The 22,509-nt window shown below is 45.7% G+C and carries 18 protein-coding genes; 10 read left to right on the forward strand and 8 right to left on the reverse strand.

The window, feature by feature from the left end; genetic code table 11:
• Window positions 1–86 precede the first annotated feature (86 nt).
• Complete coding sequence (locus JGK16_RS25955) at window positions 87–323, reverse strand: hypothetical protein (RefSeq protein ID WP_293193207.1); 237 nt, start codon at window positions 321–323, stop codon at window positions 87–89.
• Window positions 324–417: 94 nt separating this feature from the next.
• On the opposite strand from JGK16_RS25955, the gene JGK16_RS25960 reads away from it, so the two are divergent.
• Window positions 418–1,143, forward strand: coding sequence for a M15 family metallopeptidase (locus tag JGK16_RS25960; RefSeq protein ID WP_293193208.1), 726 nt, complete (start codon window positions 418–420; stop codon window positions 1,141–1,143).
• Between the two features lie 190 nt (window positions 1,144–1,333).
• Here the strand turns inward: JGK16_RS25960 and JGK16_RS25965 are convergent, their stop codons facing one another.
• Window positions 1,334–2,179 carry an SH3 domain-containing protein gene (locus JGK16_RS25965; protein WP_293179590.1) on the reverse strand — a complete coding sequence of 282 codons (846 nt, stop codon included), beginning with the start codon at window positions 2,177–2,179 and terminating at the stop codon, window positions 1,334–1,336.
• Between the two features lie 451 nt (window positions 2,180–2,630).
• On the opposite strand from JGK16_RS25965, the gene JGK16_RS25970 reads away from it, so the two are divergent.
• Window positions 2,631–3,998, forward strand: a complete 1,368-nt coding sequence (locus JGK16_RS25970) for an NACHT domain-containing protein (protein ID WP_293193209.1) — start codon at window positions 2,631–2,633, stop codon at window positions 3,996–3,998.
• A 102-nt stretch (window positions 3,999–4,100) separates the two neighbouring features.
• Window positions 4,101–4,373, forward strand: coding sequence for a type II toxin-antitoxin system HicB family antitoxin (locus JGK16_RS25975; protein WP_293179584.1), 273 nt, complete (start codon window positions 4,101–4,103; stop codon window positions 4,371–4,373).
• A 240-nt stretch (window positions 4,374–4,613) separates the two neighbouring features.
• Here JGK16_RS25975 and JGK16_RS25980 read toward each other — a convergent pair whose 3' ends face one another.
• From JGK16_RS25980 to JGK16_RS25990, 3 genes are all read right to left on the reverse strand, one after another.
• Window positions 4,614–4,937 carry a Uma2 family endonuclease gene (locus JGK16_RS25980; protein WP_366517180.1) on the reverse strand — a complete coding sequence of 108 codons (324 nt, stop codon included), beginning with the start codon at window positions 4,935–4,937 and terminating at the stop codon, window positions 4,614–4,616.
• Window positions 4,938–4,951: 14 nt separating this feature from the next.
• On the reverse strand, window positions 4,952–6,079 hold the full coding sequence (locus JGK16_RS25985) for a transposase (protein WP_293179581.1): 1,128 nt from the start codon (window positions 6,077–6,079) through the stop codon (window positions 4,952–4,954).
• A 67-nt stretch (window positions 6,080–6,146) separates the two neighbouring features.
• Window positions 6,147–6,446 carry a Uma2 family endonuclease gene (locus tag JGK16_RS25990; protein WP_293193210.1) on the reverse strand — a complete coding sequence of 100 codons (300 nt, stop codon included), beginning with the start codon at window positions 6,444–6,446 and terminating at the stop codon, window positions 6,147–6,149.
• 196 nt (window positions 6,447–6,642) lie between these two features.
• Between JGK16_RS25990 and JGK16_RS25995 the strand changes: the two genes are divergently transcribed.
• From JGK16_RS25995 to JGK16_RS26010, 4 genes are all read left to right on the forward strand, one after another.
• A complete protein-coding gene (locus tag JGK16_RS25995; RefSeq protein WP_293193211.1) occupies window positions 6,643–7,626 on the forward strand; it encodes an alpha-ketoacid dehydrogenase subunit beta in 984 nt (327 codons plus the stop codon).
• Between the two features lie 193 nt (window positions 7,627–7,819).
• Complete coding sequence (gene secD, locus JGK16_RS26000; RefSeq protein WP_293179803.1) at window positions 7,820–9,229, forward strand: protein translocase subunit SecD; 1,410 nt, start codon at window positions 7,820–7,822, stop codon at window positions 9,227–9,229.
• A gap of 181 nt (window positions 9,230–9,410) precedes the next feature.
• Window positions 9,411–10,379, forward strand: a complete 969-nt coding sequence (gene secF / locus JGK16_RS26005) for a protein translocase subunit SecF (protein ID WP_293179572.1) — start codon at window positions 9,411–9,413, stop codon at window positions 10,377–10,379.
• Window positions 10,380–10,539: 160 nt separating this feature from the next.
• Window positions 10,540–10,920, forward strand: coding sequence for a hypothetical protein (locus JGK16_RS26010; protein WP_293179569.1), 381 nt, complete (start codon window positions 10,540–10,542; stop codon window positions 10,918–10,920).
• A gap of 111 nt (window positions 10,921–11,031) precedes the next feature.
• Here JGK16_RS26010 and JGK16_RS26015 read toward each other — a convergent pair whose 3' ends face one another.
• Both JGK16_RS26015 and JGK16_RS26020 read right to left on the reverse strand, forming a co-directional pair.
• Window positions 11,032–12,579, reverse strand: coding sequence for an ATP-binding protein (locus JGK16_RS26015; RefSeq protein WP_293179566.1), 1,548 nt, complete (start codon window positions 12,577–12,579; stop codon window positions 11,032–11,034).
• 404 nt (window positions 12,580–12,983) lie between these two features.
• Entirely contained in the window at window positions 12,984–15,800 is a 2,817-nt protein-coding gene (locus JGK16_RS26020; protein WP_293193212.1) for an AAA-like domain-containing protein, read from the reverse strand.
• 787 nt (window positions 15,801–16,587) lie between these two features.
• Between JGK16_RS26020 and JGK16_RS26025 the strand changes: the two genes are divergently transcribed.
• A complete protein-coding gene (locus JGK16_RS26025; protein WP_293179560.1) occupies window positions 16,588–16,986 on the forward strand; it encodes a DUF4342 domain-containing protein in 399 nt (132 codons plus the stop codon).
• Between the two features lie 436 nt (window positions 16,987–17,422).
• On the opposite strand, the gene JGK16_RS26030 is transcribed toward JGK16_RS26025, so the two are convergent.
• Complete coding sequence (locus JGK16_RS26030; protein ID WP_293179557.1) at window positions 17,423–18,808, reverse strand: hypothetical protein; 1,386 nt, start codon at window positions 18,806–18,808, stop codon at window positions 17,423–17,425.
• Window positions 18,809–19,454: 646 nt separating this feature from the next.
• On the opposite strand from JGK16_RS26030, the gene JGK16_RS26035 reads away from it, so the two are divergent.
• A complete protein-coding gene (locus tag JGK16_RS26035; RefSeq protein ID WP_366516960.1) occupies window positions 19,455–21,011 on the forward strand; it encodes a metallophosphoesterase in 1,557 nt (518 codons plus the stop codon).
• A 238-nt stretch (window positions 21,012–21,249) separates the two neighbouring features.
• The gene (locus JGK16_RS26040) at window positions 21,250–22,218 is read left to right on the forward strand and encodes a YegS/Rv2252/BmrU family lipid kinase (protein WP_293179551.1); all 969 of its coding nucleotides are present in this window, start codon (window positions 21,250–21,252) and stop codon (window positions 22,216–22,218) included.
• Window positions 22,219–22,509 lie beyond the last annotated feature (291 nt).

Raw genomic sequence — 22,509 nt, forward strand, 5'->3', positions numbered from 1 at the left:
CGGAGGCGGACTTTGTATGTGTAGAAGCGATTTCAATCGCCGATTCAATCGCCGATCGATGGAGGGTAACGAACCCGAATTTGGTATTACCAATCCTCATGGGGTAAGGACATAAATTGCATCTTTGCCAAGACTGGATCTAGTTCAGAGGATTCTTCAGAATAGACTTGATTTAGTTTGCTCAAAATTCGATCGCGGTTATGTCGCCTTACATAAGCCTGCAATGCTTTTGTATAAAGCTCACTGCGTGATAATCCTAACTGATTAGCCAAAGCCTCGGCTTCTTCAAAAACTAAATCTGGAAGTGAAATTGCAGTTTTCATAGTTTCCCCTGCTATCACGGTGACATCATAATATTGATTATACCACAGAAGAACGACCTCAATCTACTCTCTAAAACTTGCCATCAGAATAGCTATGAAATTTAAACGTTTTGGAAAATACCCGATCGCATTTATGTTAGTGTTGCTATGTGCGATCGGTCTGCACCATCCCATATTTGTCCGCGCAACGGAGTCGCCACAAGTGCAAATTACTCAACCAGAATCAAACCAGATCGCACCTGAAAGCGTTTTCATGAGTCAACTTCCTAGTTGGGCGCGACTTGTTGACATTCGCACCGTCAATCCCAACATTCGTCTTGATATCCGCTACGCCACTACTAACAATTTCTTGAAACGAAAACTTTATACAGTAGCAAAATGTGCTTTGAGAAGTTCTGTTGCTCAAAAATTAGCCCTAGTTCAAACAGATTTAGAAAAAATCGGATTGGGTTTGAAAGTTTACGATTGCTACAGGCCTTTTTCTGTGACTAAGCAAATGTGGGAGTTTTTGCCAGATCCGAATTATGTGGCTAATCCTGCTAGGGGTTCGCGACACAATCGCGGTGCGGCAGTGGATTTGACTTTAGTCGATCGCACTGGCAAAGAATTAGAGATGCCAACGCCCTATGACGATTTTACCAAAAAAGCTCACAGAGATTACAACGGTGGCAGCGCTCAATCTCGGAAAAATCGTCAAACGCTTGAAGATGCGATGAAAAAACAGGGATTTATCGGGATAAGCACAGAATGGTGGCACTTTGATTCGGAAGATTGGCAGAAATTTGCGATTTTAGATGTGTCGCTTTCTGAAATTCCTTAATTAGCTAAGACGGCGGTTAAAACCGCGTCTACACAAACTAAGACGGCGGTTAAAACCGCGTCTACACAAAGGAAGTCCGCCTCCGCGGACTGAAGAAGCTAACGTAATTTTCACCGCCCACTCTTCAACCGGCGTCCGGCTTGTTTTGTCTGTATAGACGCGGTTTCAACCGCCCGGTATTCTTGGGAATTTATCGGACTCGCACATAAAATTCGTATTCATAGCCACGGAAATTTGAGTCTAGTTGAAATGTGTAATTTCCAGTAACAGGGATTTTGCCCGTCCACTCAGTTTTCTTGCCTTGTGTATTCGGATCTTCTACTAAAAGTTTGCCACTAGGAGTGATAATTTGTGGGAAAACATCTTTCCGATTCTTAACCGTCATTGTTTGATTTTTAGCAGCCCGAATCTTGTAAGAATGAGTTCCACCGCCGATAATTCGACCTTTGACTATCGCTTCATCTCCCCCAGTCAAAAAATTAATCTGCTGGTTGACATTAGAACAACTGCTTTCGGTGCGATTTTTGGCAATCCAACCGGGCGGTTCGGTAATTCGCAGCCAACCATTTTGTTCTTCTGCGATGGAAACAAAGGTATTATTTTTCAGTTTTCCTACTATTTTGCTGTCGTTTACTTGCGGGTGCGATCGCACATTCAGCGGTGGATTCGGATCGCTAACTACAGCCATACTGATTTTACAGCCGGAATTGGGCGGTGTGACAACTACTGGCGCACCTTTTTGCTGCGAGACTCCAGCGATTAGCGGTGGTTGAAGTGCGACGCTTTTGGCTGGCTGAGGTTGAGATTTCGGGGCTTCCGCAGGCTGGGTTTCTACTTGCAGAGGTTCTGCCGGTTCAGATTCCGGGTTGTTCGCCGGAACGAGTGAAATCTCGTTTCTGACTGCTGCTGGGGATTCTCGAAGGGCTACATTGGATTGTTGAATCGCACCCGACTGTATAGTTGCAGCAGCTACACCCACGGCTGTGGCTAGCCCTGCTAAGCCTGTAATGATGATTTGAGTAGAAGTAAATGGCATAAAAACCTCCTCTGTATTTATACTGATATTTTTGGTTGCGGAATTGACGCGATCGCCAGTCAAGTTATAGGGAAAATACGTAATTAGGCGGATTTATCAAGATTTTTCCGGGAAATTCCGGGCGACCACCATTGGATTTATAGTGAAAATACTTAATCAGGGCTCATCTTTCCGGATGAGTTCCTAAAATTTAACATTCATGATTGTCACAATAATTTTAGTCCGTCTATACTTGACACCTGTAGTGATGGTACTGTTGCTCTGAGCCAATTGTGTTCAACTCTAGCAACGTAAGCATCCAGCGCGAGGTGCAGTAGACCTCTTGCAAAAGTCCTTTTAATCAAATTTTGGGACGGGCTAGAAGCCCATCCCACAAGAAAAAAGATTTTTGTGGGATGGCTTTGAGCAGCGTCCTAACTATTTTTGCAAGAAGTCTAGTTTATTAGTTGTCATGTCAAGATTTATTCCTTTCCAATTACAACCACCTCGCGATCGACTGCTTTCGGAGGTGAAGCAGGAAGCCGAAGCGGGCCGATCGCAATCCTTGCATACTGCTGTGCTGGCTAACCTCAGCCAAGATTCGCAGCCTGTCGGTGTTAGCCGCTGTTGGGATGTGGAAGTGAAAGCGGGAAATCGTCCAAGTTTTCGGCTTCCAGCCAAAGCTAGCATTTCTCAAGTGTTCGATCGCACCAGCGGCAAATTAGTCATTTTGGGAGCGACGGGTGCAGGCAAAACCACGACGCTGCTAGAATTGGCTCTGGTGTTAGTTTCGCGCGCCGAACAAGATCCTAATTTGCCAATACCGGTGCTGTTTGAGCTCGGATCGTGGAAAGCAGAATCTGGGGCGATCGCAGATTGGTTAATTGTTCAGCTTCAGTACAAATATAGTATCCCTGCGGCTGTCGGCAAAAAATGGCTGGCCGAACAAAAATTGCTACCTCTCCTCGACGGTTTGGACGAAGTAGAAATCCACCGCCAAGATAGCTGCATTCAAGCAATCAATCAGTTTCTTGAAAGCGAATTTCAACCCAAACATTTAGTCGCGTGCAGCAGTTTTGAAGCTTACAAAAACTGCCAGAGTAGATTTAAACTGCAAGCAGCAGTTTTGCTGAAACCTCTGAGCGAAACTCAAATTCAAAATTATCTCCTAGAAGCCAGAAGCCGCGAACTTTGGTACAGCATAGAGAAGGAGCCGGAGTTGTTAAAATTAGCAAAAGCTCCCTTATTATTGAGCATGATGGCTTTGGCTTACGATGATATTTTAATTGAATCTTGGAAGCGGATCACTTCCACAGAAGAACAGCGCAAATATCTGTTAACTGCTTACATCCGCCACCAAATGACTGGGGAAGTCAAGCAGTATCCCAGAAATAAGGAACTGCGGCCAGAACAAATTCGCCGCTGGCTGGGATGGTTGGCGAGAAAGATGGAACAGCAAGGAATTCAAGAATTTTACCTCGATCGCATCTCGTCGAGTTGGCTGCAAACAGGCGAGGAACAGCGCAAGTATCAGTTTGGAGTTAAGCTGTTGGGCGGGCTGATTTGGGTATTTTTGGGAGTAATCGCCACCCTAGTCTCCGGCTCGATTTGGGGATTGATTGCGGGTGCTGTGGCTGCGGTAATTAGTGCTGTGTTGCCGCCAATTCCGGCGATTGATAGTTTGATATTGCGCCTCGTGCTGTGGTCTAGCGGTCATATTCCTTGGGATTACCAGCGTTTTCTGGATGCTGCGGGCGATCGACTGTTGCTGCAAAAAACGGGCGATCGACGTTATCGATTTATTCACGATTTGTTGCAGAAGCATTTTGCTGAGATATAAATGTAGTAGCTTGACAAAAACAAATATAATAGATGTAACTGTGAAGGAGAGCTAAATACCCGATCGCCAAATATTCGACAAGCAAAAGGAAACTAAAACTCAATGACTGTAAAATTCATTCTGAGTGAATACGTCGATCGAGCAATGACTGAGGCTATGTATGACAAACTTGAAGATCGTAGCTTTGTCGGCAAAATTCCTGTTTGCAAGGGAGTCATCGCCTTTGGCTCAACTTTAAAAGAGTGTCAAAATGAGTTGCGATCCACTTTGGAAGACTGGATTTTGCTAGGGTTAAAATTGCGACATCGTTTGCCCGTAATTGACAATATTGATTTAAATCAGGAGCCTAGCCTTGAGCCGTTGGACACCTTGTAAGCGTCGAGAATTTATCCAGAAATTACAAGAGCTAGGCTTAGCTGACCCTTTTTCTGGAAGCAAGCACCAGTTTATGATTTATCATGAGTATCGCTTAACTATTCCTTCTAATGACGAGTATTCTGTTCCTCAGTTACGGATGATGATTCGAGAGGTTGAGGAGATTATAGATAGGCAAATTACTCTAGAACAATGGAATAGCTTGTGAACTAGCACACACTAATCCTGATTCAAAAAAAATTATGGTATTTTTGCCATCTTAAATACCTGTTCCGCAGTAAATTCTAGTCCATCAAAAAGTGGATCTTTTAATAGAGTATCTCCCATATAAGTCTGCGGTGCTGCATCGGGGTAAAAAACTGTAATACTTCTAGCCTTGCTATCAACTACCCAAACCCGCAATACCTTAGCATCCAAATAATTTCTCGCTTTCGCAGCTAACTGACCGAAAGTTTGTTCTGGTGAAATAATTTCTATGACTAATTCCGGGACGACAGGACAGGCTTCATCTTGATTCCAGTCTGGAGATAAGCGTTCTTGACATACTCCCCGGCGTAAACGCACTCTTGATTCTAAGGTCAAACAGCAATTGCAGGCAAAACCTGTCTAACATAGCCTAACTTAGCGGTCGATGCCCCAACCGCACAAATATTTTTAGCAGCATTTTCATCTCGTCCATTCACAGATTGACAAGATGGACAACGCCATTCTCTTACCGATAAATCTAGACTTTCTAAAACATGACCACAGGCAGAACAGGTTTTGCTAGATGGATACCATCTATCTATAAAAACGATCGCTTTTCCTTTTTTCTGAGCCACCCATTCTAAAATCTGGAGAAACTCTCCAAAGGCTAAGTCTGATATTTTCCTGCCCCAAAGACGTTGCATTCCTTTCAAGTTCAAGGTCTCAAAACACAAAATGTCAAATCTATCTGTGAGGTGATGGGCTAGTTTCCAGAACCAGTCAGTACGACGATTTGAAACATCTTCATACTGACGAACTAAGTTCTTTCTAGCTTTCTCTCGATGATTTGACCCTTTAACTTTTCTTGAATGTTGGCGACTGGCTTGCTTGAGCTTGTTTAGGGATTGCTTGAGGAATTGAGGGGATTCAATTTGGGTTCCATCGGAAATAGTCAGGAAGGTTTTTAAGCCAAAATCAAATCCAGCAATTCTACTCGTCTCGGATTTGATTTTGGGTTCTCTTATTTCTGGGTCCACAACCACCATCATAAAGAGTTCACCTAGAGGCGATCGCTTGATAGTTAAGGTTTTAACGGTTCCTTCTATTTCCCTGGAATTCCAATACTGATAAACCTGATTTCCAATCCTAACTCTGTTGCCTAAGAGAAATTTGTATCCGGCTTGCTTTAGAGTAAAAGATTTGTATCTTCTAACTTTCTTGAATCCCGGCGGTCTTACTCCCTTTTTATTGTGCTTAAAGAATAGTTGATAGGCTTTCTCGATGCGTTGACAGATATCCTGAACGGCCTGAGAGCCTAGTCGTTGCCAGAAAGGTTTACGCTTCCGTAGTTTAGCTATATGAGCTTGAAGTTTAGAGCAGTTTAAGTGTTTTCCCCACATTCTGTAGTACCTTTTATGTAGGGCAATACAGTGGTTATAGATCACTCCGGCGGCGTTAATTGACCGCTTGAGAAATCTATTCCGCTTATGTTGATACAGCTTAAACTTCAGGGTTTTCATGTTGGCATTTTATCGCGGATTCAGGAGAATCCCAAGAAAAATTAAGAAAAGTTAAGAAAAAGCCGTCCTAGAAGGACGGGGCTTTAGACCCAATTTCTCGGTAAGAAACATATAAAAAATCTGGGACTGGAACCCAATCTCGCCCCATTCTGGTTAATTTAACTGCCCATTCTACACCAATTTCTCCCCGTTCTTCACCCCACTGTTCGAGAATTTTTATCAGGCTTCTGGTGAGGCGAGAATGAAATTTTTTCGGTGACATCTTCGGTACTGCTTGATTGTCAACAAGTTCGTAGGTTATATCTCCTTCTCCTTCGGGGAGACTGAGAAACTCTTCCAGAGTTAGTTCAGTTTTTGTCTGGAACATAATATTCCTCTGCTGTGAGCGGGGGAATTCCCGCCTGTCTAGTTAACTTAAATATTGATTGACATAATACAAATATTATGATATATGTTGGCCAAATCTCCAGTCTTAACTGCCAAATGTACGATCGCATCCTCACCGACACCCCCAAAAGGTTAAGATTCTAATCTGACCTCCTGCAATCATTGCTTCACCTCCTATGGCAGAAACCCTATTGTTCAACGCCCTCCGCGAGGCGCTAGACGAAGAAATGGCCCGCGACTCCTCTGTATTCGTACTCGGCGAAGACGTAGGTCAATACGGTGGTTCCTATAAAGTCACCAAAGACCTCTACGAAAAATATGGCGAGCTCCGAGTCCTCGATACCCCGATCGCCGAAAATAGCTTTACAGGCATGGCAGTAGGCGCAGCAATGACGGGATTGCGGCCGATCATCGAAGGCATGAACATGGGCTTTTTGCTCCTCGCCTTCAACCAAATCTCCAACAACGCCGGAATGCTGCGCTACACCTCCGGCGGCAACTTCAAAATGCCGATGGTAATTCGCGGCCCAGGCGGCGTGGGCAGACAACTCGGCGCCGAACACTCCCAGCGGTTAGAAGCCTATTTCCAAGCAGTACCGGGTTTGAAAATTGTCGCCTGTTCGACTCCCTACAACGCCAAAGGACTCTTAAAATCAGCAATCCGCGACGATAACCCGGTGCTGTTTTTCGAGCACGTTTTGCTTTACAACCTTAAGGAAAATTTGCCAGACACAGAATATTTAGTGCCGTTAGATAAAGCGGAAATTGTGCGATCGGGCAAAGATGTCACCATCTTGACATATTCGCGGATGCGCCACCACGTCCTGCAAGCCTTGCCGGCACTCATGAAAGAAGGTTTCGATCCAGAAGTAATCGACCTAATTTCTCTCAAACCCCTCGACATGGACACCATCGGCGAATCTATTCGCAAAACTCACAAAGTAATTATTGTAGAGGAGTGCATGAAAACCGGAGGCATCGGCGCTGAATTAATTGCCTCAATTTGCGATCGATATTTTGACGAACTTGACGCACCAGTTTTGCGGCTGTCTTCACAAGATATTCCCACACCTTACAACGGTAATTTGGAAAGATTGACAATTGTCCAGCCAAACCAAATTGTCGAAGCTGTCCAAAAAATGGTAGGTTTGCGAGTATAAATAGTCAGTTGACAGTTGATAGTTGACAGTTGATAGTTGACAGTTGATAGCTGCCCTTACCAATTACCAATTGCGAATTACCAATTACCACTGCCAACTAATTACTGTCCCTGGTAAACTGCCAACTACCTCAACCGTGCAGGAATCCACAGTCTCACCAACTGTCAACTGTCAACTGTCAACTACTATAAGTATGCAAAAACAACGTTCATTATTAGCCCTAATTTTTGTTTTGATCGTAGCCGCTATTACTGTGATAGCAACAATTCCGACGCGGCTGGGATTAGACTTGCAAGGAGGATCGCAACTCACAATTCAGGTGAAAACTACCAAAGATATCCCGAAAATTGAAGAGCGGGATCTAGAAGCAGTGAGGCGAATTATCGAAAACCGAGTTAATGGTTTGGGAGTCTCCGAATCAGTTGTACAAACCGTAGGCAGCGATCAAATTCTGGTTCAGTTGCCTGGAGTAAGCGATCCGCAACAAGCGGAACGGGTACTCGGCGGTACGGCACAGCTAGATTTTCGGCGCGAGACACCGCAAGAAGGAGCTTTTTTGAAGGTTAGGAAAGAGGAACTTGCTGGAATGCTGGGAAAGCAGCAGGAGTTGCAGGCAAAAGGAGATGCTAAGGCGATCGCAGACAACCAAGCTGCGATCGACAAAAAGAATCAGGACATTAAACAGCTTACCGCCAACCTTTACGAACGTACCGAGATCACCGGCAAAAACCTCAAAGATGCTTTCGCCACATCCAATTCCTTAGGCAACACCTATGCTGTAGCGCTACGGTTCGATACTGAGGGGGCCCAAAAGTTTGCCGAATTGACCAAAAGCATTGCTGGTACAAACCTCACCCTAGGCATTTTTGTAGATAACGAACTCATTAGTGCTGCGACTGTTAGCGATCAGTACAAACAAACAGGTATCACAGGCGGTAATGTCGAAATTTCGGGCAACTTTACAGCACAGAAGGCTAATGACTTGGCGGTGCAATTGCGCGGCGGTGCTTTGCCCGTGCCTGTCGTAATTATTGAAAACCGCACAGTAGGTGCCAGCTTGGGACGAGACAGCATTCAAAGCAGTATTAATGCAGGCATCGGTGGCTTGACTTTAGTCTTGATTTTCATGGTTGGCTACTATCGACTCCCCGGCGTAATTGCCAATATTGCTCTGTTAATTTATGCTTTGTTAACTTGGGCCGCTTTCGTGCTGTTGGGGGTGACATTAACGTTGCCAGGAATTGCTGGTTTTGTGCTCAGCATCGGGATGGCCGTGGATGCTAACGTGTTGATTTTTGAGCGCACGCGGGAAGAGTTGCGGGCGGGGAAGACGCTTTATCGATCGGTAGAATCAGGTTTTTACCGCGCTTTTTCCAGCATTTTAGACGGCAACGTAACTACACTGATTGCTTGTGCTGCTTTGTTCTGGTTGGGGGCTGGTTTAGTCAAAGGGTTTGCTGTAACGCTGGCCTTGGGCGTCGCAGTGAGTATGTTTACTGCTCTTACTTGCAGTCGCACTCTAATGTTGGTAGTCTTGGGCTTTCCCAAATTACGCAAACCCGAGTGGTTTTGTCCCGGTTTGTCGAAAACAGTTAATAGCTAATAGCTAGTAGGTAATGGGTAATGGGTAATTGGTAATCGATAAGATTGGCTAAGTAAAAATTGCTAAAAATCAGTTGTAAATTAATTCGCAATTCGCAATTACCAATTTCCAACTCGCAATTACCGATTACCGATTACCGATTACCGATTCCCAATTCCCAATTCCCAATTCCCGCGAAATTATGCAATTCAGTGTTATCAAACAGCGATCGATCTGGTGGAGTCTTTCCGCCGCTATAATCCTTGCAGGTATAGTGTCGATGGCGATTTCTTGGACTCGTCCCGACATCCGCGCACCGCTGCGCCCCAGTTTGGACTTTATCGGCGGCACTCGGCTGCAATTTGAACTCGACTGCACGAAACCGGAAAATTGTAAACCCATCGATATTGCTGCTGTCCGCCAAGTCCTCGACACCCAAGGTTTGGCCGGCAGCAGCATTCAAGTTATCGGCAAAGAACAGCGCGGTTTGTCCCTGCGGACTAAAACTTTGGATGTCGAACAGCGGACTAAGTTGCAAACAGCTTTGAGCGAGAAAATAGGCGCTTTTGCTCCTCAATCTATTCAAATTGATACGGTTGGCCCTACTCTCGGCAAACAGTTATTTACTTCCGGTTTGCTAGCTTTGTTCCTTTCTTTTGCTGGCATTACTCTTTATCTGACGTTTCGATTTCAGTTAGATTATGCCTTTTTTGCTTTTGTTGCTTTGTTTCACGATGTCTTAATTACCCTGGGCATTTTCTCAATGTTGGGTTTGGCTATAGGAGTGGAAGTTGACAGTTTATTTGTGGTTGCGCTCTTGACAATTATCGGTTTTTCTGTTAACGATACAGTGGTAATTTACGATCGCGTGCGGGAAGTAATCAAGCTAAATCCCGGACAGTCGATCGATCAAATTGTCGATGATGCCGTCATGCAGACCCTGGGAAGGTCAATTAACACGACCATGACGACGCTGCTGACCTTGTTTTCCATCTTTTTGTTTGGCGGCGAAACCCTCAAATACTTTGCTTTAGCCTTGATTGTCGGCTTTATTGCTGGTGCATATTCCAGTATTTTCATTGCTAGCACGCTGCTAGCTTGGTGGCGCAGTCGTACAGGCAAATCCATCGCCGTCCCCGCAGAAGGAATTAACCCATCAGAAGAAGTTTAACGATTGTTGGTCATCAGTCATTAGCGATCGAGCTGTTGACTGGTGTTATTGTAACCGCGCCAAGACGGTTAGGACGTTCTCGCGTTGCAATTTCCCCATGCGGTCGATTGCAACTTCGGTCTTCCTTCTTCCTTCTTCCTTCTTCCTTCTTCCTTCTGCCATGACTAATGACCCAAATTTTCAAATTGAAGTCCAAAGGCTTCACAAACTAACAGTTTACGGCCGCTGGTTAACTGTGATATTGCTGTGGATTAGCGTCGGTTCTTTGAGCATTTGGAGTTTGCGTCACGAAATCGATTTGTGGTTAGAAAACTTTACTTGGGCGGCGGTGCGCTACGGTTTATATTTTCACCGCTGGCCCACTCTCGGTTTGGGTATATGTTTGGCGATGACTTTAGCAGTGCTAACTTGGCACAGTCGCAACATCGTGCGAGGATTGCCCCTGCGGGAAAAACAGGGTTTGGAACAACAAGTGCGCCGCATTCGCCAACAGGGGCCGGGTCATGTTTTGTGGAAGTGGGTTTGCAAAGGTAGTCCGTAGTCAGTTGACAGTTGACAGTTGACAGTTGACAGTTGACAGTTGACAGTTGTCATGAGTGCTGTCCCCGCTCGCTTTCGAGCTAGTGCTGTCCCCGATCGCGAACAGCAGTCATCAGGCAAACCGAGGTAACATATGTGGTGGGGAAAACTGTTGAAGTGGAATCTCGATCGCAAATTCAGTTCCTTTTTCCGGTTCGGAAAAGCACTTCAATTCGCCACCGTGCTGATTGACAACAATTTCATAGCTAATTGACAATCCCAAGCCCGTTCCTTTGCCCACAGGCTTTGTGGTAAAGAAAGGGTCAAACAACCGCTTCCGAACATCTTCTGTCATCCCCGGGCCGTTGTCAGAAATCTTAATTATTACCTTTTTGCCCTCGACTAACTCCGTGCGAATCAGAATCGCAGGCATCAGATGGCTAGAATTAGAAATTGAAGATTGAGTGTTTGTACGGGAATTATTTTGATAGCCTGCTTGCGAATTTTTCTGGGTTTTCCCATCGACATTTTCGTGTTTGTTCCACTCAACAAGAGCGTAAATGGCATTAACCAAAATATTCATAAATACCTGATTTAGCTGTCCGGGATAGCACTGCACCAGCGGCAATTTGCTATATTCTTTGTGAATTGCGATCGCCTCCAGTCCTGGTTTCCCTTTAAGCTGGCTTTGCAAAAGCATAATTGTGTTGTTGATACCGTCGTGAATGTTGACCTGCTTCATTTGGGCTTCGTCTAACCTGCAAAAATTCCGCAGCGACAAAACGATATCGCGCACCCTTTCTGCACCTTGCTGCATTGAATCAAACACTTTGGGTAAGTCTTCCAGCAAATAATCGAGTTCGATGTTTTCTGATTCCGCTTCAATTTCTGGGATAGATTCGGGACAGTGCTGCCGGTACAGAGAAAGCATCCGCATTAAACCTTCGGTATACTCTTTAGCGTGGTGCAAATTGCTGTAGATAAAGCCGATGGGATTGTTGATTTCGTGAGCAACTCCTGCTACTAACTGCCCCAAAGAAGACATTTTCTCTGTTTGAATTAGTTGAGTTTGAGTGCGCTGAAGTTCCAGGAGGGCAAGTTCGAGCTGTTGGGCTTGATGTCTCAATTGTGCTTGGGATTCCCGCATCGCCACGGTTGCTAACTCGTGAATCTGCAACTGAGAAAGCAGTAGTTGGTGAACGTCTAAAAGTTGGTAATTGTCCGGCTCTACCTGCACTACAATGGGTTCGTGGATTAGTTCGGGCGATCGCTCTAGAGACTGCCGTACTGCCTTCATAATAGAGGTTTTGCGATCGAGAACCAAGATATCAGTTTTAGTAAAGCGGTACAGGATGAACAAAGGCTGTTGAGAAAATAACTCCAAGCTGTAGGGGCGACTCATGTGTTCAAAAAAACGTCGGCGCGAAATCATCCCTGCAAACTTTCCTTTCTCAGTAATGATGATGCCGGGAAGTAAAGGATTAGATTGAAAAATTTTAGTAACTTCGCCACCCAGACACTCTGACTCCAGGAGAAAGTTGTACAGGGTTAATTCCTCTAGAGTCGATCGCAAACCGAGCGGCGATTTCAGGGGACTTACCCCATCAGTTTCATACACTGCTCCCTCCTTTGGTAATTGGCAGTTGCTGTTGGCTGCTGGAGTATTGCGTACTATTTGCACTGCTTTTTCTACTCTTTTGATAGCTTGGCAATCAACTCTACTCGGCTCGCTCCAATCGAGTTAATTTAGCATGATTTTTTTCTTTAATCGTGCTGTTGTCACCCGAAACGATATAGCAGGTTAGATTAATTTAACAGTAGATACCTTTGCAACCTGACTACTTAGTAAGTTTAATCTATCCCAAATTCTACTAACCAGAATCTAGCACTTATCACTAGCTTGAATGTTTCATAACATGAATTTGGTTCAGATTGATAGACATCCGCGATCTGGGCGAGGACATTTGCTATTACCCCTTACCTAAAATTATATGACAATCCAGAAAAGAGTAGCGACAAATCTGGAGCCGATCGCCCGCCCTGACAATTCAACCGCAACCTGTTTCTGCTAATTGGCACAAAATGTCAATTGTCAGTTTTTTCGCACAAATGCCGATCGCTCTCAACACCCGGATTGTATTGCAGGTAGTCTCCTAGCCAGCGACAGCCGACGGCGAGCAATGTGTCAAGTTCTGCACCTTCTACTTTAGCAGGATCGAGACTCCAAAGCTTCACCGACCCATCTTTCCCGGCAGATGCTAAAGTTTTGCGATCGGCACTAAAACTCACACTCCACACATCCGCTTGATGTGCCCTAAAAGTTTGCAGCAAAGTCCCGTCGCGGCGCCAAAGTCTCACATTGCCGTCAGTGCTGCCCCCTGCCAGCAACTTGCTGTCTTTACTCCAACTGACATTACCCAAAGCTGCTGTAGAATCGAGAGTTTTGAGCAACTTGCCGTCAGTATTCCAAACTTTCACCTTCCAATCGTGACTAGCTGAAGCAATCCTCTCACCGTCTGGCGAGAAATTGCAGCCCCACACTTCATCTCCGTGTCCCAAAAGAGTTTTCTCAAGTCGAAACAGTGTTTTCCCGCTGCGTTTCCAAAGTTTGACAGTTCGATCTTGACTGGTGGAAGCCAACATATTACCGTCGGGACTGAACCTGACTGATGTAACAGGTCTAGTATGTCCTTTTAAAGTATGCAGCAAAACACCGCCTGCATTCCAAATTTTAATAGTTTTATCCGAACTTGCAGTAGCAATTAGTTTAGAATCATGGCTAAAACTTGCACTCCAAACTAAATCTTGATGTCCTTTCAAAACTTGCTGCAAAGTTCCGTCGCGGCGCCAAATTCTGACAGTTTTGTCAAAACTTGTAGAAGCAACTAACTGACTGTCAGGACTAAAAACTACCTCAGTAATTGACTCGGTGTGTCCAGGCAAACTCAAAATTAACTTACCGTTAGGCTGAAAGAAATTCACCAACAATTCGTCAGTCGCACTCACAATCAACTTGCCATCCGGGCTGAAATTAGCCGTGTGTCCCTTAAGCAAACGATTGCGTTCTCTAACTGCATTTACCGTTCGGTGCAGTATATTTAGTGTCTGTGCTTTCAGCGTTGGGGAAACTTCTATCTCTCGCATTTTTTTGCCAGCACTGACTGCTGCGATTAAAGCTCCTAGCTGATCGTAGCTTAGGGAAATATCGGCGGTAGAATTGAGTGCTTCTATGTGGGTAATTATTGCTTGTTTTTTTTGATTTTCAGCTTTCTGGGCTACTCGCTGCACCTGCACGAGCACGCTACCAGAGATAGCAGAAATTACAGCGAGTGCAAACAAACTAAATTGGACTGTTCGCTTGGCTTTTTGCTGAGCTTTAGTCAAAACTAAATTTGCTTCGGTTAATATTTGCGAAGCTGCTTTTTCTAGTTCCAAAGCTCTTTGAACTTCCAGATTTTCTTGTTCTTGGCTAGCCGAGAGGAATTGATAATCGCGATCGCTCAAACTTTTGTCAGCCGCCCAGATTAAGGCTTCTGCGAGAGCTCTGCCTTGCAGCAAGCGGGAAGCGTCTGTGTGGTTGGAGGCTTCCCAAGCGCAGATAGACTCGGAGTAAGGCAGGAGCTTTGCTAATTCTTGGTGTATCCATTCCCGATTAAAAACAGACGCATAAATTTGGTTGTAAACTCTCAGTTTTCCTCCATCTTGGACGATTAAACCTGACAGTAAAAGTTCCATTTTTGGGGAACTGTATTTAGCTAAATTATATTGAGCAATCGACTCTTTTGCGGTATTTTTTGCGCCGTTTGGCAGAGTCATATCTGCTAAGATTTGTTGGTAAAGTCCTAGCAAACGGCCGATGCGCTCTTGATTTCTCAGGAGGCGATCGCGAATTGTCTTGAGATGTTCGGGTTCGTCTTGAAATTCCCAGTTTTCTACGGTGCTAGACTGCACTAATTCGGCAATAAATAATTGACAGTTGGCTGGGCTATGGCAATCGCGGCTGGTTTCTGCTGCTAACTTCTGGGCAGTTAATTGACAAAGTTTTTGAGTAAGGAATGGCTGTCCTCCAGTCCAAGCTAAGATTTCTTTGAGAATTTCGTGGGAATTATCGATTTTTTCTGGCCATCCTCTGACTAAAGGTGTGGCTTCGGCAAGATCGAATCCTTTGAGTTCAATGGCGCGGCCGATATTAAACGGAGTTCGGGTTTTGTCAGAGATCAAATCTTGAGGAGTCGCTACTCCAAATAAGGCAAAGGTCAGGCGGTTGTATTCGGGATTTTCGGCGCGTTTGTTGTAGCAGCCGCGCACCCAGGCAAAAAAGTCGTCGCTGGAGAAGTTCAGGGAGAGAATGCTGTCAATTTCGTCGATAAAAATTACGATATTGCGATCGATCGCAGGAAGCAATACTTGTTCGATAAATTCATTTAATCTGACGGCTGGTGGCAAGTCTTCTCGATCGCGCCACCAAGTCTTGACATTCATTTTAATTTTAAAGCTATTGGCGAGAGTGGCTGTAAAACCCGCGTACCACTGGACGGGAGTTATTTGAGCCGTGCCAATTCCTGTGATGTCAACAATTGAGCAGGCAATATTTTCTGCTTGCAAGCGACGCGCTGTTTGCACCCGCAGACTCGATTTTCCCATTTGTCGGGAGGTGAGCACGTAGCAAAAATTACCTGCTTTTAACGATTCGTAAAGTTCGCTATCTGCTGCTCTGGTGACGTAGGTAAGAGCATTCGCCTGCAAACTGCCACCAACTTGATATGCAAATTCTGTCGCTGCCAAATCGGACACGGGAAATAAAGGGGAAGCAGAAGGAAGAAATTCTATTTTAGCCGACTTTGCGCCAAGCTCAACTTCAATTTGAGATAATTGGTTTGGTTTCGATAATATTTCGATCATAATTACTACTGCTTCCCCTTTATTTTAAGCAATTCTCATTAGAAACTCTAGGATGTTCATGGGAGGAACCTCGGGAGGCCGGGTTTTGTGGGGCGATCGCAGTGACTTGGATAAAAATGACTGTTGAGGAAAGTAAGCGAGGATTTCCATGTGCGGTTTGCCGAACTAGATGTGTTAAATCTATACACGGCGGGGCGATCGCACTTTCAGTACAATGTCAGTATTTCAACCTCTACATCCGCTGAGTCTGAATATACAAGGTGTGAAAGTAGCTCTAATCCTGTGGCTGTCTACATTTGAGGCTTTTCACGGGTGTGGCGGTAGGAGGCTCAGAGGTAGACAGTTAGCGTATTGGCACAAGCAGAGAGGGAGAGAGGGGGAGAGAGGGAGAAGGGGAGAGGGGAAGAGAGGGGGAAAAATCTTCCTTCTGACTGATGACTGATGACTGATGATTAATGACTGATGACCAACTGCCAATTGCCAACTGCCAACTGCCAACTATCAACTATCAACTATAGCCTTTCTCAGAAAGATGAGGTATGACCGACAGCTTATATAACCGATTAAATCAAGAGGGCCTTCTTCCCAACAACGTCCGCGAATATGAGAGCTAGATCCGCTATATCAACTATCAACTATCAACTGCCAACTGCCAACTGTCAACTGTCAACTGTCAACTGAACAGCAGCAATATCACCCAAAAGTATGATTGATGGATAAAAAGTTGCGTGTTATTATTCTAAATAATTCTATACAAAAATACTTTTACCGAAAAGGAGAACAAAAAATGGACACACCTACAGATCGCGTACAAGAACCTGTCGGGGCAAGAGAACTCGAATCAATACCTGTATCGGGAAAAGTTTCTGCCGAAAAAGTTACTGAAGTTCAATTTGACGCGACTCCTTTAGAAACCCCTACTTATACTCAGGACAAAGTTAGCGTCGAGGAGTTGAAGATTAACGGCGACGATTTGGTTGCTAAAGTTAAAGAGCTGATTCACGAAGGGAGTATCCGCCGCCTGATTATCAAAAATGAAGAGGGACGGATTTTAGTAGAAGTTCCTCTGACGGTGGGAGTAGTCGGCGGAGTCATCAGCGCGACTTTGTTTCCAGTGATTGCAGCAGTAGGAGCGATCGGTGCATTAGTCGCTCACATGACGATTATAATTGAAAGAAAAGAATAACAATAACTCAGTCGCGATTACTGCTAATATCCGGTTAATTTTTTGTCATAAAGCTGGTTTGTAGTGAGGACTTTAGTCCTCTTTTTGTGAATCAGGACTTACGCAAAAAGTGTTTTTAGGGTGGAATTATATAGCGGTTCTCAGAAAGATGAGGTATGACTGACAGCTTATATAACCACTAAAGAAAGAGGGCCCAAGCCCAACTACGTCCGCGAACCTTTCTGAGAAAGGCTATAGCAGTAAGGTGCACGGTTAGAGCGCACCTTACCAAAATTAGGTGGGAGCATCTCATTTTTGCAAAAAGCATTTTTTTGTTGTAGTGCGATCGTCCCCGCTCGCTTGGTTTTAACAGCAAGCGAGCGGGGACAGCACTACAAAATAAAACAGAGATGCTCCCAATTAGGTTGTGCGTAAGTCCTGATTTTGCCAACATATGCTAAGAAACTGTTTGGTGAGCTAGCTTAACTGTTCCTAAAGCCGTCTTCCTGCTGTCAAAGAGTTTCATAACCCCGGAGGAGATGGTATCGATGACATCGGGAGCGCAGTAAGACAGAAACTCTTCCGACGAAATGTGACCGGCAAAGAATTCTTGAGCTTTCTTCAAAAAGTTTTCGGTTTCTGCAAAGCCGATAGATTTGATAATAAACGTAGCCACGGGGGAGTTTTTAATATCATAGGGAGATTCTTGATTACGTCCTATTGCTAACAAATCTAAAACCTCTTTTTCCAACTGACTTTCTAAGGGGTAAGCGATTTGTCTGTTGGGCAAGTAATCTTCCAAAACCGATGTTTTAAATCCTGGTGCGCGCAATTCTCCCATCATTGTCGAAAGCGGAATGTCGCGCCCCAAACGGTAGGAAAGAGCTTCTAAAATTGCGATCGTAATTAGTTTGATACCCAGATAAAGTTTGGCGACTGCGATATTTTTTCTAGTTTGGGCAATCATGTGAGCGTAGGTTTCATTGTCCGGTTCTTGCATAAACTGCTGAAAAACCAGTTCTGGTTTGAGGAAGTTTAAAAATCCTTCCATCTTTTGCAGAGATTTGCGATATCCACCCACGGTATAGGAATTGACATTGCTCAATTCGTGGTTGGTTTCTGGCATCAAGTTCCAGGTATTGTCTAAGAAATTAGAGGAATTTGGAGAGGCAAAATTCTCTACATCCCGATTGGCTAACCTGACCGAACGCTTGACAATTTCTGCTGTTTCGGCATCAGTCCATCCGAAATTCAAATCGCGATTTACACTTACCAAGCGCTGGTGCAAAAGTTCGATCGCACTCAAACCGCTGGCCGAAATCGGACGAAAAGGAATCGTAGCTTCGATGCAAGCGGCAATTTCGGCGATCGTACTTGCAGGCAAAAAAGGCTCCAAAGATTTGGCAGCAATCACGGCACTCAAGAATTCGTTCTGGCCGGCAAACGGAGAGAGAATCTTGCCTGGAACAAACCCAAAGACAGAGGCCACCAGGTGATACATGGCATCGTCGGGTAGTTCGGTTCGATCTCTAATCACTAACTGCGATCGCACTTCTTGGACAAAAGGACAAAGGGCGCTGCTGATATTGAAACTTACGCCCTGATCGACTTGGACGTACACGAGGTCGTGAAACAGCGCAGCCAGTACCTCGATCGGATCGACTGACCCTCCGACCTCAAAAATGTGTTCCGACGTGTGAAAGTAGCGCCAAGGCCCCCTCATCGTTTGAATGATGAGCTCTGCTATCTGCTCCAGCTTCGGAATGTCTACTCGACCTCCCAATTGCTCGATCGACGCTACCAAAGCATCCAGACACCGTTTTTGTTCTCCGAAAAGCTCCATTTACGCACCTCCACTACATTCCCTGATTGTCTTGGGCTTGATTGAATGGTATCAAAACGCGCTGCGATCGTGCCATCGCTCGTGAGTGAAAACTTGTTTTTGTCAGAAGTCCGATCGGGGGGTAAAAGCCAGAGGGGAATACAGGGAGAGAGGGAGAGAGCGCCAGAAGAGAATTAAAAATTAAAAATTTGCCGCGATTCTGGGAACTAAAAGGTTCTGTATCATCAATAACATTAGATTTGAGCGGATACCATTTTAGATTTTAGATTGTGGATTGAAAAATTGCAGGATTGAAAAATTGCAGGATTGAAAAATTGCAGGATTGGGAATGACTTATGACTATCGGGGTTTGGATCGCCGACAAAGCAAAAGCAGTTGCATTTTTTTTAACAATAGTGAGTTTACAACCGCCCGATCGCTAAATCTCAAAAAAACGCGGTTTTTCTCAATCTGGGTCGATCGACTTCTAGGGAAGCAGAAACCTGGTTGTAGCCCGCACGCGCCAGCGATCGAGCGATGTTCAGCTTTTAGACAGAGGTAAACACCCGTGCGATCGCTGCAAGATTAACTAGGAACTGAGCAATTTGGGAGACTAGGTGGCGTGAAATTCGTGTCCGACCCGCGAATAACAGTCAAAATCCGCAAAATGAACGAGCGGGTGCGGTGGCAAGAAAAGTCGATCGCCGATCGGGGAATTGACCAAACTAAGATGGTTTTGGACGATCGAACCGATGACTGTCCTGAATTTTCATTTTTAGTCGCAGGCGACAGCGGCACCGGCAACCACCGCGGCCACAACCCGCAGCGGCAGGTTGCCGAGTTGATGCTGCGGGAACGCCAAAGTTGCCGTTTTGCTCTGCATACGGGCGATGTAGTTTATCTGGTGGGTTCGAGTGAATATTACTTGCAAAACTTTATTCGCCCCTACCGAGAGTTTATCGTCGGCGGCGAGCAACCATCTCGGATTGCTTACGATCGCATGGTGTTCAACTTTCCGTTTTTGCCCGTACCGGGAAACCACGACTACTACGACTTGCCGATATTCTACGGAATTCTCTCTGCGACTGCTTTGCCGCTGCGGAGGCTGCTGGGTTCCAAGTTAGATCTCGATGTCGGCTGGCACGGTTCGGAGATCGGAAATGCCTACGCCAAAGCCTTTCTCGACTACCTGAGGGCTCACAAATTGCCGGGAGAGCTCGATCGCCACCTAGACGCCCACTACACCGCCAGCACCAGCACAGGCCGCTGCATCCGCTACCAACCCGGACGCTTTACCCGCTTACCCAACCGCTATTACACGTTTCGCAGCGGGGGTATCGACTTCTTCGCCCTCGACTCCAATACCTTCAACGAACCCTTACCGATCCCGAAAACCAAAGAGGGCGAGATTCGCCGCCAAAATTTGGAACTCGACCGGCAAAAGTTGGAACAAGAAAAATTGGAAATGCTCGAAATGTCCGATCGGCTAAACCCGGAAATTCCCGAAGCAGCCGAAAAGCTAGACGACTTGAGCGCCAAATTAGAGCAACTTGACGAAATCCTGATGGATATCGACAAACAACTATCGCCCGACAGAACAGCCTCCACGGACGTTGAACAACTCGAATGGCTCAAAAGGCGATTGATTGCATCTTGGGCAGATTCAGACGTGCGGGGGCGGGTAATGTACTTGCACCATCCCCCCTACGTAACCGAGGCGACAAAGTGGAATCAAGCTCAAACTTTGGCAGTTCGGCTGCGATTGCGCGAGGTACTCGATGCGGTGGCCGATGCAGTTGGGGAGGAGGCGCGGGGGCGTCCCCTAGTAGATTTGGTACTCACAGGCCACGCCCACTGTTTGGAATACCTGCGGACTGGGGATACCGGACACGGCGACTCTGGGATTAATTGGATTGTCTGCGGGGGAAGCGGCCACAGCCTGCGGCGTCAGCGCCCGGAAGGGCCGATATTGCAGGAAGCATCGAGCCCGGAAGCTTATCGGTTGGCGCGCGAGGCTGGTGCTGAAACAGCCAGCCGGCGGGTAGCGGAATCTTTGCTATTTGTCGGCCGCAGCGGCGAAGGTTCCCACAAACGCCGTCCTTATTCGTGTTTGCGGATTGATGTTCTTGACGGGACTCCCCCCAAGTTCAGAGTTCGACCTTTGGTTGTCGAACGATTTGAGGGGAAATGGCAGGAAATCGCGATCGAACCTTTTGTAATTTAACTTTCGCTTCTAGGTTTGTAGTGAGGACTTCAGTCCGCAAAAATTGGGAAGGACTAAAGTCCGAACGATCGAACCTATTTGGTTTTAGGTTTGTAGTGGGGACTTTAGTCCTCAGGAAAATAAGGACGAAAGTCCTCACTACAAACCAATTTAATTGTTGTATCTCAACAGGAAATAATATTACCAATTACCAATTACCCATTCCCAATTCCCCATTCCCAATTACCCCTTACCAACTATGAAACGTTCAGCTTGCCTAATCTTTAATCCCGTCGCCGGCAACAGCGACCCCGACCAAGACTTAGCGACAATTCAAGAAATGTTAGAGCCGTTTATTGACTTAGACATTCGGCTGACAACACCAGAATTAGATGCAGATCAACTCGCCCGCGAAGCAGTTGCTAGAGGAGTTCAGGAAATTATTGCTTCCGGGGGTGACGGCACATTATCAGCAGTTGCGGGCGCCATTGTGGGGACAAATATCCCTTTAGGAATTATTTCGCGGGGAACTGCGAATGCTTTTGCAAATGCTTTGGATCTTCCGAATACCATCGAAACCGCCTGCGAAACTATTTTGGGAGGGTTGACGCGGGTGGTGGATGCGGGGATGTGTAACGGTAAAATGCCGATGGTTTTGTTAGCTGGAGTGGGTTTTGAGGCGGAAACTGTCGAATTAGCTGATCGCGAAATGAAGAATCGCTGGGGAATGCTGGCCTACATTCTCTCGGGAATCAAACAGTTAAACAATTTAGAAAGATTTGAAGCCGAAATCGAAACCGAAGATAAAATCATCACCGTTACTGCGGTGGCCGTGACAGTGGCGAATGCAGCGCCGCCTACTTCCATTTTAGCTCAAGGCCCCGCGGGGATTATTTTCGATGACGGCTTGCTGGACGTGACGCTGGTGGCGCCTCAAAATAAAGCAGGGGCGATCGCAGCTTCTTATCACCTCTTACAAACAGCATTGAGCGGCAATCCTACCGATCGCGACGACATCGGTTATTTGCGCGCAAAAAAAGTAAAAATCAGTGCCGATCCGCCTCAAAAAGTGGTTGTAGATGGAGAAATTGTCGGCATGACTCCGCTTTCAATTGAGTGCATTCCCGGAGGTTTAACTATTTTCATACCGCGAGTTGAAGAAGATGTACCCGTGGAAAAACTGACAGGTTTAGCTGACATTGAAGTGACAATGAAACCCTTAACTTAAACATGACCTAGGCAACTCTTAAGGTACGTAGTTGCGCTTGGGCGCTCAAAGGTACGTAGTTGCGCTTGGGCGCTCAAAGGTACGTAGTTGCGCTTCAGCGCTCTCTTCTCTTAAGGTACGTAGTTGCGATGAAAGCGCTCTCTTAATTAGATATGAAAGAGCAGTATTCTGGAGGTACGTAGTTGCACTTCAGCGCTCTTTTAATTAGATATGAAAGAGCGCTGAAGCGCAACTACATACCTTAAGACCGCGTGGGCGCTCTTTTAATTAGATATGAAAGAGCGCTGAAGC

This window comes from Microcoleus sp. PH2017_09_SFU_O_A (genome assembly GCF_020738625.1).
Taxonomy (GTDB): domain Bacteria; phylum Cyanobacteriota; class Cyanobacteriia; order Cyanobacteriales; family Microcoleaceae; genus Microcoleus.